General features: G+C 64.4%; 2 protein-coding genes. Both read right to left on the minus strand.

The features are described 5' to 3' along the window. Positions 1–4: 4 nt before the first annotated feature. Positions 5–9,049 (minus strand): non-ribosomal peptide synthetase/type I polyketide synthase, encoded by a 9,045-nt coding sequence (locus IAE58_RS02130; protein ID WP_200734970.1) that lies wholly within the window; start codon positions 9,047–9,049, stop codon positions 5–7. Positions 9,050–9,107: 58 nt separating this feature from the next. After that, complete coding sequence (locus IAE58_RS02135) at positions 9,108–12,485, minus strand: non-ribosomal peptide synthetase (protein WP_199932990.1); 3,378 nt, start codon at positions 12,483–12,485, stop codon at positions 9,108–9,110. Positions 12,486–12,574 lie beyond the last annotated feature (89 nt).

Here is a 12,574-nt window from a genome sequence, read left to right on the forward strand (position 1 = left end):
GGCCTCAGAACTCGAAGGTTTCCAGGGTGGAATCGTCTTCATCGACGTGCACCAGAAGGCGTTCAACCAGACGATTCTGCTCAATGAGCACGGACAGCTCGGCCACGGTGCGCGACTGGAACATGTCGCGCAGCACCAGCTCGGTGCCAAAGGTGGCATTGACCAGGCCAAGCAACTCGATGGCCAGCAACGAGTGGCCCCCGCGCGCGTAGAAATCATCATGCACACCAACCTCTGACACCCCCAGTACCTGGCTGAACAGCGCGGCCAGGCGCGACTGGCTGTCGTTGTCCGGTCCCGCGCTGGTGGGCCCTTCGTCGGACGGCTGTGGCAGCGCATTACGATCCAGCTTTCCGTTGGGCAGGCGCGGCATCTGCTCAAGCACGTCGATCACCGCCGGGACCATGTGTTCCGGCAGATGCTCGGCCAGCGCCCGCTTCAGTTGGCCAGCACGGAGGCCATGGCCGGTGACATGGGCGATGAGCTTGCGATCGCGGTCGTGAGCGGCATGGACAGAGACCACTGCTTCGGAAACACCGGCCTGGGCCAGCAGCGTGGCTTCGATCTCCCCCAGTTCGATGCGGAAGCCGCGGACCTTGACCTGCTGGTCCATGCGGCCGATGTAGTCCAGGCAGCCGTCTGGCCGCCAGCGGACCAGGTCGCCAGTGCGATACAGCCGGTCCCCGCTGTGCCCGGAGGGATCATCCACAAAACGCTCAGCGGTAAGGTCTGGCCGGTTCAGGTACCCGCGCGAAACACCGGCGCCGCCGATATGGAGTTCGCCAACGACTCCGACAGGTACCCGGCATCCCACCCGGTCGAGCACCAGAAGCCGTGTGTTGGCGATGGCGCAACCGATATGGACATCATCGGGTGCATCGCTGCGCATCAGGGCGGCGGTGGAGAATGTCGTCGTTTCAGTGGGACCATAGGCATTGCAGATGCGTCGGTGGGGGGCGGCCCCCCCCCCGCCGCCCCGCAGCAGCGCAGGTGCGACGGCTTCGCCCGCCAGGTTCAGCCACTGAAGCGAGTCAGGCAGGCCAGAATGCGCGATCAGCGCTGCAGTGATCGAAGGCACGGCCGTAAGCTGGCTCGGCATGTCCTTGGCCGTCAGTGAAAGTGCATCATCCACCAGCACGACCGTGGTGCCGGCGCAGAGAGGCACGTACAGCTCGAAGGCGGCCAGATCGAAATTGATCGACGTCGCCAGCACGGTACGGGCCAATGCCTGCTCGCCACAGAACTCGCGTCCCCAATGGACCAGGTTGGTGACGTTGCGGTGTTCGATCATCACCCCCTTCGGCTGCCCGGTGGACCCGGAGGTGTAGAGCACATAGGCCAGATCTTCCGGCAGCGAAGGTACGGAGGGGCGCTGCACCGATGCATCGTGTCCCCAACAACGACCGTTGCTCTCCAGGCAGAACGTGCGGATGTTGGACGACGCGACGGCAGCCCGGGTCGCCGATTGGGTCAGAACCAGAACGGGGCGTGCGTCATCCAGCATGAAGCGAAGCCGGTTGGCCGGATATCCCGGATCCAACGGAAGATAGGCTGCGCCGCATTTCAGTACGGCAAGCATGGCGACGATCAGGTCAGGGTTGCGTGCCAGGCACAACCCGACCAGCGCGCCGGGTAATGCGCCCTGCGCGGACAGCGCATGCGCCAGTTGGTTGGCACGTACATCCAGTTCTGCATAGCTCATGCTGTAGCTGCCACAAACCAGGGCGGTCCGGTCGGGATGGCGATCAACACTGGCTTCGAACATGCGGTGCAGGGAGGTTGCCGGGCCGTAGTCGCGATGGTTCTGGTCGCAGGCCGCCTGCAGCGCATGGGCTTCCTCGGCCGGCAACATGGGCAATGCTGCGACAGGTGTATCCGGTTGCGCGATGCAGGCGACGAGCAGTTCACGGAAGTGGATGGCCCAGCGTGTGACCGATGCGGTGTCGTAGAGCTTCGGGTCATGGCAAAGTCGCGCATGCAATCCCTGCCCGTCGATTCGCCATCGGGCGCTGAGCGCGGCGCCGGACGCGGCATGTGATCCGGCACCGACCAACATCGCCACCGCCGGTATGGCAGTGTCGGCAGGTGGGTGTGAGGCAGCGATCGGCAACCGGCGTGCAGCGCTGCAGACGGCCTGTACTTCGCGCAGATGTTCGTTGAACGACCGTTCCGGTGGCAGATGCAGGTGCAGTGGCTGCGGCAATGCGGTGGCGTCGGCGCACCAGCCCAGCAGCAGATCCTCCTGCGCGGTGTAGCGATGCAGCAGCACGCCCATCACGGCGAAGAGCAAGTGGTGCAGGGTCGCCCCGGAACGGTCGGCGAACGCCCGCAGGCTCGCTCTATCCGGTGCGGCAAGCTGCATTTCAAGGACTGCCATGGAGCTGCTCGACGGTTGCCAGTTCTGCCCGTCGCGACCGCGAGCGGCAGCAGTGTGCGCTGGCAGCACTTCGGATACCGGAAACGGTGCATCCACTGTCTGTAGGTGGCCTTCGGCCGTCCAGCGTGCGCTGACAGCAGCGTCGCACATCGAGGCATCGTCCTGCTGCTTTGCGTCGCGCGCGAACTGGATGGCCGTGGCTCCAGGTCGATCCAGGTACCCGTCAGCCACGCACGCACCTGCCAGCCACAGCCGTCCAACTGCACCATGGGGAACCAGTTGGCCCTGGCCATCGAGCAGGTACGCGCGGACATGCGAGTGCGGACGTCCGAGCGTTGCTGAAGCTGATGTCGGACCCAGCAGTGGCGATGCGGATATGGGCCCAACACAGCCGGGCAGGGTGTGTTCGCGCAGCAGCTGCGCGTCTGGCAGTGCGCGTTGCAATGACAGGACAGCATGTGGTTCCGGCTGGCCCGGCCCGAGCACACGCACCCGCGCCGGGTTGCCATGGGAAGCGATTCCGGCGCAGCGTGTCGGCCAGTCGGCAGCCACCAGCAGCTCATCCACGGTCACCCCAGGCAGCGACGGCGCGGGCACACATGGCAGCAGTACCAGATGGTCACCGGCCAGCATGCGCAGCCAGGCCGCGAACGCGTCTGCGTGACTCAGCGTCGGGTCCAGGCCGAAAATGGTCGGGGCACCGCTGGCCGGCTGCCGCAGTTGCTGCGAAAGCCGGGCAACGGTGGCATGGTTGAGATACATCGCCGTGTCATCCGCATCGAACAGGACGCACGCCATGCCATCGTGCGACGCCGCGGAAGGTGCCGGCCCTTCCGGCGCGCCCGCAGCATCCCAGGCGAGCGCGGGCAGCCCCATCGCACTCAGCCTGACCGCTTCCTGTGGGCTGGCCAGAACGCAGGCAACGTCCGCTTCGATGCAACGCTCCCGAACAACGTCATCGTCATCGATGTCCAGCAGTACGCAGCATGCGCCTGCATGCAGAATCGCCAGCAGACCTACCGCGAAATCAATCCCCGCGCGAGCATGCAGTCCGATTCGCTGCGCGGAGGTCGTCAGGCCGCGGAACATCATCATACGGGCCAGTGCCTGCGCAGACTCATCCAGTATTGCCCGACTGATGTGGGTACCATCGCTGAGGGTCAACGCGATACCGGACGACATGCCTGCGGCTGGCGGTGCAACGGCAGGCGGCTCGGGGGTGGCAAGCACGCATTCCCGCAGCGCGCGCAGATGGTCCAGCCCCGCCAGCACCTGGTCTGCAGGTACACCGAAGTCGATCAGGCAGGCCACCTCGTTCACTCCGCTCGCGCGTATGGCCTCGGCCAGAGGTTGGCAGCGCTCGAGGGTGCCCATCAATGTGCTGCCATGGTAGTAGCGATCAAACGCGTGCTCGATCACGGCATCGACGTCATCCTGGCCCGCACCGGCGGCGTCCTGCCCGAGGAAGCGAGTAACGTCCTGCGGCGTGCCGACCGAATCGACCAGGTAGCGCTTGAACGGCTCCTTCGCGGCGGCCAGGGCGGCCGTCTCGTTGGCGGCCAGGAAGGTGTGGACCAGCAATGTCACCGTGCCGGGGCCGTCGTGACCGGCCTTGGTGCGCTCCTCGCGGTAGATCCCGATCTTGTTCCGCAGTTCTTCCAGCGTCTGCCCCATCATGTGGGTAAGGACGTTGTCGCCGCCCTGCCCGGCACGGCGAAAGCCCTCTTCTCCCCCCGCAGTGGTGACCCAGACCGGCAGCGCCGCCTGCACCGGTCGGGGGCGGATGCGGATCTGCGCAGGCGCGCCGTTGCCATCCGGCAGGGACACGGCGTCGCCACGCCAGAGCGACTTTACAGTGTTGATATCGGCAGCCAGGGTCTGGCGGCGCTGACCGAAGCGGTCTGGTGCCAGGACAAAGTCGCGGGCAGAAAAGCCTGCGGCAAAGCCAATGCCTACCCGCCCTCCTGATACGTTGTCCACCACCGACCAGTCCTCGGCCAAGCGCACCGGGTTGTGCAATGGAAGGACACAGCTGCCGGCCCGCAGGCCAACGCGCGATGTCATGCCAGCAATGAGGGCTGCCGTCACCGCAGGGTTGGGGAAGGCACCGCCGAAGTCACCAAAGTGGCGCTCGGGCATCCAGACGGCCTCGAAGCCGTGCAGATCGGCAAATCGAGCACCTTCGGTCAGCAGGCGATAGCGGTCAGCGGCGGAGTCGCTATCGTTGTCGCTGGCGAAGAAGAACAAGCTGAAATTGAACGCGTCGGCGTTCCTGCCCGTGCCGCGTCTGGGCGTGGGCTGGATCTCGGTCGACATAAGGTTCCCGCACTCAGCCAGCAGGCGCTGCTCGGGACCGGCGAGCAGGGGCAGCTGGGAGAGGCGCCTGTCCGGCGCTGCAGCGATACCTGCCAGCAGTGCACCGAAGTTCTGCGTGATGCGGGTGATGGTTGCCGGTGCGAACAGGTCCGTTGCGAACTCCCACGCCAGTGCCAGACCATCATCGCCGACGCTGAAGTAGAGGGTCAGATCATACTTGCTGAAGGGAAGACGCATTTCCCCCTGTTCAAGCGGTACATCATCGCTGCGGTCGGCATGTGAGCTGCGCCCGCCCATTGCTTGGCTCTGATCCAGATAAACCAGCATGATCTGCACAACAGGCTCGTGGCTGAGGCTTCGTGGCGGGTTGAGATGCTCCACCAGTGTCTCAAACGGCAATTGCTGGTGGGCGTAGGCAGCCAGCAGATCTGCGCGCGTGTGCAGGAGGAAATCAGTGAACGTGGGGTCGGATGAGGTGTCCGACCGGGATACCAGAGTATTGACGAAGCAGCCGATCAGACCCTCCAGCTCTGTCTGCTGGCGATTGGCCACAGGGAAGCCGGTGACGATGTCCTGCTCACCGCTGTAACGCGACAGCAGCGTGGAGAATGCGGCCTGCATGACCATGAACAGCGTTGCACCATTGCGCTGCCCCAGCTGCTGCAGCTGGTCGAGCAACGCGCGCCCGACCTGGCTGTGCAGGCGTGTGCCGCGGTAGCTTTGACGCGCAGGTCGCGGAGCATCCAGCGGAAGGCTGTGCAGCACAGGCGCACCGTGCAGCCGCGTCTTCCAGTAGGGCAGCGCGCGTTCGATCGCGTCCGCGGACAGGAATTCCTGCTGCCACAATGCATAGTCCAGGTACTGCAGTGGCAGCGGTGGTGGTGGCGCTCCGCCATGCAGCTCACGATCGTAGCCCTGTGCGATCTCATCGATGAGCAGGTTCAAGGACCAGTTGTCCGCGCTGATGTGATGCTGCGTGACGATCAGCAGGTCGAGATCCTCGTCGAGATGGACCACGCATGCACGCAGCATGGGGTCACGTTCAAGGTCGATTCTCCGCAGCAGGCAGTCCTGCCAGATGCGCTCGGAAGCGTGGCGCTTGGCCTCTGGTGGCAGGGTGCGGATATCAATCTGCTCGATGGGAACGTCTGACAATTCCAGGACCACCTGGCGGGGCCCGCCATCTCGATAGTGATAGACCGTCCTCAGTACTTCATGCCGTTGCACGACCGCTTGCAATGCCCGTTCCAGTGCCTGCCGGTCCAGATTGCGGATGAAGTGGTGGAAACCGGTGTTGTAGGCGGAGCTGTCCTCCTCAAGCTGGGAAATGATCCACATCCGCTTCTGCGAGGCGGAAAGTGGTCCTTCGCTGATGCCGTGCCGGCGCGCGAGCGGGGGCGCTGCATCGATGGCAGCGGGTCGGCGCGACAGCCTTTCGATCTCCTCGGCCTGGCTGGCGATGGTTCGCAGCGTGAACAGCTTTTCCAGCGTGATGTCCAGGCCGAACAGTCCGCGCATCTCAGTGATGACCCGGATAGACATCAGCGAATCGATACCATGATCAAACACATCGTCATGGCGCTGGATCTGGTCATTGCCGATGAAGTTTCTCCAGAGCGTGGTGAGCTGTTCTTCCACGTCGGCCAGCTCCTTTACCTGCACCGGAGCCGGTGCCGGTGCCGCCTCACCGCTCTGCACGGTACCTGTGCCAGCAGTGCGGGGGACGCCGCGAACCAGGTGTTCCGGATAGTGCCTTCTACCCTCGAACGGGTAGGTTGGCAGTGCCACGCGTCGCCGTTGTTGGCCGGCGTGTACAGCGGTCCAGTCAATGGTGACGCCAGCTTCGAACAGCTGCCCAAGACCCGCCAGAAGCTGGTGGTACTCTGGATGCTCACGCGATGGCAGCATGCTGATGCTTCGGTTGCCGGCGGCGACTGCGCCGTTCTGCGCAGCGAAGGCCGTCAGTATCGCGCCGGGTCCCGTCTCGACCATCAGCCATGTTGAATCCACGCACAACGTGCGGACCGCCTGGCCGTAGCGGACCGTCTCGCGCATCTGCCGGCTCCAGTAGCCTGCAGAAGTGATTTCCGCGGTACCGACCCAATCGCCGCTGAGACTGGACACGATGGGGAAAGCAGGTTCGCTCAGAGCGATCCCTTCAAAGGCCCGCTCAAACTCCGCAACGATCCGGTCGATGTGATGCGAGTGGAAAGCGTGGCGTGCCGGTAGCTGGGCGGTGTGCGTACCATCTGCCCGCAACTGCGCCTGCAACGCGTCAAGGGTTGCAGGCTCTCCGGCCAGGACCGTCTGCAGCGGGCTGTTGACCGCCGCAACGGCAACCTCCGGGGACAGCAACGGCAGCAGCTGCTGTTCATCCAATGCCACTGCCACCATCCGTCCCGCAGGCAGGGTCTGCATGAGGCGGCCGCGCTCCACCACCAGGGCAAAGGCATCGTGCAGCGAGAACACGCCAGCCAGGCAGGCGGCGGCGTACTCGCCCACACTATGGCCCAGCAGGGCATGGGGTTGGCAACCCCAGTGCATGAGTTGCTGCGCCAGGGCGTACTGCACCGCAAAGAGCAGGGGCTGTACCTGGTCGGTGCGCATCAGTGCGGCATCGGTACCAGCCAGGAAGGCCGCGCGCAGATCGGTGCGCCCCATCCCATCAGCCAGGTCCAGGCACTGCTCCATGTACTGGCGAAACACCGGTTCCCGTGCATGCAGGTCGCGTCCCATGCCTGCGTACTCCGACCCCTGCCCTGGGAACAGCAGGCAGACGGCAGGTGCGCTGGCCGCGACATCGCCAGCGCCGGTGGCAGTTGGCTGCCGAGCTGCCAACGCAGCAATATCGGAAACGACAAATGAGATGCGGTGGGGCAGCGGCCGACGGCCGACCTGCAGCGTGTAGCACAAGTCAGCGAGATTCTCGCGTGGGTGCGAGGCCGCATGGGCGATCAGGCGCTGCTCCACCTGCGCGAGTGCGGACCCGCTGGCCGCTGACAGGCAAACCAGATGCGGCGCGGCCGGCGCGTCGTCCTGCTGGCTGTCATCGGCAGCTTCCAGGATCACATGGGCATTCGTGCCGCCGATGCCGAACGAACTGACGCCCACGCGCGCGGGGTTGCCCTCCTTGCCACGCAAGGGCAGTGGCCGGTCCGCGACGTACAGCGCGCTGCCCTCCAGTTCCAGCAGGGGATTGGGGCGACGATAGTGCAACGTGGGCGGAACACTGCCATGACCCAGCGCAAGCACGGCCTTGATGACCCCCGCCACGCCAGCAGCCTCGCCAAGGTGGCCCAGATTGGATTTGACCGAGCCGATCGGAAGTGAGGCGCTCGGCGCGTCGGCAAAGATGCGCTTCAGCGCGGCGATCTCGATCGGATCACCCAAGCGGGTACCGGTGCCATGCGCTTCCACGTAGCCGATGGACGTGGCAGCGACATGGGCCCGCTGCAGCGCTGCTGCGATTACCTGGGCCTGGCCATCGACGCTCGGCGCTGCGAAACCCACCTTGTTTCGACCATCATTGTTGATGGCCGAACCTTTCACAACCGCCAACACGCGATCATTGTCTGCCACCGCGCGATCCAGCCGTTTCAGAACCAGCACGCCGCAGCCTTCGCCCGCCCCCGTACCGTTGGCGTCCACGTCGAAAGGCCGGCAGGTGCCATCGGGTGCGAGCACCATGCCATCCTGGTAGGCATACCCCGCGTTGTCGATGGACACACTCACACCGCCGGCAAGTGCCATTGTGCAGTCATCGACGATCAGTGCCTGGCAGGCCGCGTGGATTGCGACCAGCGAAGTGGAGCAGGTGGTGTTGATGGTCAGCGCTGGCCCGGTCAAGTCCAGACGGTGTGCAACGCGTGTGCTCAGGTAACCGGATTTGTTCAGCGCGGCAACGCTGAAGCGGTCGGCCATGGTCGCTTCGACATCCAGAATGCGCGCCAACCAGCCGTCGGAGGCGCTGGCGCCAGCATACACGCCGATTGTCCCAGCATACTGGCCGCTGTCGTAGCCTGCGTTTTCCAGGGCTTCCCACGCCACTTCATGGAACACCGCGAACTGCGGATCCATGACGCTGGCGTCGGCAGGGGTGTAGCCAAACAGAGCGGCATCGAACTCGAGCTTCCGGTCCAGCACTCCCCGCTTGCGCACGTACCCCGGCTGCGACCGCATCTGGTCGCTGACACCGGATGCTTCCAGTTCCTCGTCGCTGACACCACGGAGCCCCTCACGGCCCTCGATCAGGAGCTGCCACAGCGCATCGACATTGGCGGCGGACGGAAAGCGACCGGCCATGCCGATGATCGCAATTTCTGTGACCGGATTCTGCGGGGCGTTGGACGGCTGCATAGGGCTTCCAGGGTGTCGGGCAGGTTGCTGTCAAAGCGAGGGCGCGCGGACGATGCGCTCAGTGTTGATTGACGTCGATGCGGGAATGCGTGATCGCGCGTCGTTCTTCGATCAACTGCGCCAGCTGCCGGGGCGTCGGGTTGGCGAACAGGTCAGCCACGCCCAACGGCACGGAAAAGCGATGCTGGAGATCATGCTGAACGGCGATGATCAGCAACGAGTTGCCCCCGATCTCGAAGAAGTTGTCGGTCATTGAAAGATCCTGTTCGATTCGTCCCAGATGGGTTGCCCAGGCTTCGGCCACAATCCGTTCGGTTGCGCTTCCAGGTGTGCTGTGCGGGCGCGCAGCGCGCGGCGCGCACGCCAGGGCCGAGAGCGCGCGTCGGTCGGCCTTGCCGCTTGCCAGCAACGGAATGGCATCGACAAGCACGTAACTACTGGGGCGCATGACTTCGGGCAGTGCGCGCGCTGCCTCGCCCTGGAGCGTGGTGATGAACGCCTCGTTGGCCGCTGCCGCCGGTGCCACGACAAAGGCCACCAGCTGCCTGGCGTTGCCGTCACCCACTGCGAGTACATGCGCCTGCTGTACATCAGGGTGCGCCTGCAGAGCGGCGCAGATGTCACCGGGGTCGATGCGGTAGCCACGGAGTTTGATCTGGTCGTCGATACGGCCGAGGTAGTCCAGTTCACCGTCGGCGCGCCACCGGACCCGGTCGCCACTGCGATAGAAGCGTGTCTGGCCGAACAACGGTGACGGGAGCGCCACGAAGGCGCTGGCATTGGCCGGCGCATCCGCCACGTAGCCCAGGCCCAGGCAGGCTCCACCGATGAGCAGTTCGCCGGGTGCACCGATCGGCTGCGGTCGAAGGAATGGGTCGACCACGGCCAGGACCACGTTGTCGATGGGTCTGCCAATGGGTACCCGGGACCCTGCCGGGCAGGCAAGGACATGATGCACACACCCGATCGATGCCTCGGTGGGGCCATAGAAGTTGTGCAGCTGGGTGAGCGGCAATACCCGCGCGCAAGCTTTGGCCAGTGCCGGGGTCATCGCCTCACCACCTACGATGAGGTGCTTCAGCGGCAGCGGGCTGTCGTCCCGTCTGCGCTGCAGGTGGCGAGTGAAGACTTCAAGCAGTGTCGGCGTGAAATCGGTCAGGGTGACTCCGTGCCGGGTGATCTGTTCACGGAGATGTTCCGGATCGGTGTACAGCGCGGGTTCGCGCATCACGCAGATGCCGCCCCGGCTCAACGGCCAGAAGAACTGCCAGACGGCTGAATCGAAACAATGGTGGGTGGTCTGCAGCACCACGTCGTCCGCCTGCGTGCCGAAGCAACGGTCCATGTAGGCCAGTCGGTTCACGATTCCACTGTGCAGATTCACTGCCGCCTTGGGCGCTCCCGTCGATCCGGAGGTGTGCATTGCATAGATCGGCGCATCGACGCGCGTTGGCATACTGTCATCAGCCTGACGCGGGAGCTGACGCCAGTCCACCTGCAGTGAAGGCCACGCCCAGCGTCGTGTCGTTGAAGCGAGGTGCAGCACCATCACTGGCGCAAGCCGCTCCAGCGCAGCGGCCAGCCGCTCCTCCGGCCACTCGCTGTCCAACGGCGCGAACGCGGCCCCGGACTTCATGATGGCCAGGAATGAAAGCGGTACCTCGATGCAGGCGGGCATGATCACCGCGACGAAGCAACCCGTCCCTGCACCTGCCGCCGCCAGCTGTGTCGCCAGTGCATTGGCGCATCCGTTCAAGCTGCGATAGCTGACGTGGGTGGCGCCGAACACTAGCGCTGTCTTCTCGGGCGTACGCGATGCCTGCGCTTCTACCAGCGTGTGCAGCGCCGAGGTATGGGTGCGGGCGATGGTTGTCCCGTTCCATGCCGTGAGCGTGGTCTCGTCGTCTGCGTCGAACAGTGCGAGGTCCTGGATGCGTGCCTGCGGATCGTCTGTAAAGGCAATCAGGACCGATAGGTAGGCCCGAACCAGGCGTTCCACCGAGGTACGCTCGAACAGTGCATCATCTGCATTCCATTCGATGGTCAATCCGTTGTCACGTTCGCAGACGGCAATATCGAAATCGAAGGCGCTGGTGTGGCTCTCCTGTGACAGGCACTGCATCGATACGCCGGAGGAACTGAAACTTCGTAGATGCCGTTGCGGCATTGAGAGGAAAATCTGGAAGACAGGCGCGTAGGCCGGGTCGCGGGCCGGGCGCAGCGCATCCAGCACCGCATCAAAGGAGGCTTCCTGGTGCTCGTACGCCTGCAGGCATTGCTGGCGATTCAGCTGCAGCAACTGCGACAGGCTCATGCTGGGATCAAGCTGCGTGCGCAGCGCCAGCGTATTTGAGAAGTAGCCGATCAGTCCTGTCAGCTTGGCATGGGTGCGACCGGACACCGGTGTGCCGATGACGATGTCCTGCTCACCACTCCAGCATGAGATGACGGTCGCCAGCGCGGCATGGATCAGCATGAACAGCGTGGCGTCATGGGCGCGCGCTACCGATCTCAGCCGCGATACTACGCTGGCATCCAGGTGTGCGGTAACCTGGAATGCCGATATACCCATCGTGCGGGGCCTGGGGAAATCGAGGGGGATGGAATGCGTGGCCGGAATGCCGGCAAGGTGCTGTTGCCAATATGCCAGTTGCGCCTGCCATCGCGGCCTACGCGAGCGGGCCAGTTGCCAGCAGGAAAAATCGGCGTAGGTGACTGGCAGCGGTGGCAACGGAGGAGGGTCGTTCGATTCGTCCGTGTCATCCGCTGCATAGAGTGTGCTGAACTCGTGCAGGAGTATATCGAGGGACCAATCATCCATGGCCACATGGTGCACCGCCAACAGCAGCAGCCACGTCTCCTCGTCCAGCCTCAGCAGTTGTGCCCGCATCATGCGGTCTACACCCAGGGCGAAGGGCCGTGCCTCAAAGCGGCGCCGTTGCGTAGCCGCTTCGGAGTAACGTGCCGGGCCGTCGAGCGCGCGCAGATCCTGTTGCTGGATATCCAGTGGGGCGCAGGGAAGGACGCGCTGAAACAGCTGGCCATCTACATGCTCCAGCACGGTGCGTAGCGCCGGGTGCCGGTTCACGATGGTGTCCAGCGCCCGTTGCAGCCGCGGCGTGTTCAATTTTCCCTGTATGCGCAATGCCGTGCAGAGGGTATGCGCGCGAGGATCATGGATCTGATCGGAGAGCCACAGACGCTGTTGTGAAAGCGAGGCCGGAATGCGCATGCGCGGATCACAGGGCGGGATGTCGTCTCGCGCGGCGCGTGCCTGCAGGAAATGGATGATGTCTTGCTTGTGCGCGCGGATGAGCGCTGCGACGTCAGCATCAATGCTGCCCGGGGGGGCGCGCGTCTTCAGAGTGACATCCTCCAGCGTGAACTTGATGCCGCGCTGTGCAAGGCCAGACAGGAGCTCGCGAATCTCGTTCACAACTTCATATCCTTATGAAGACGTTCTGGCAGGCAGGCCTGGCAGCGGCCGCGTCCATTCGTGTGTCATGCAGTGCGCCTTCTGCGCGC

The organism is Stenotrophomonas sp. S49 (assembly GCF_016624905.1).
Taxonomy (GTDB): domain Bacteria; phylum Pseudomonadota; class Gammaproteobacteria; order Xanthomonadales; family Xanthomonadaceae; genus Stenotrophomonas.

Coding starts and splice junctions, on each gene's coding strand:
- IAE58_RS02130 (WP_200734970.1), bottom strand. CDS start 9,049: ATGCAGCCGTCCAACGCCCCGCAGAATCCGGTCACAGAAATTGCGATC.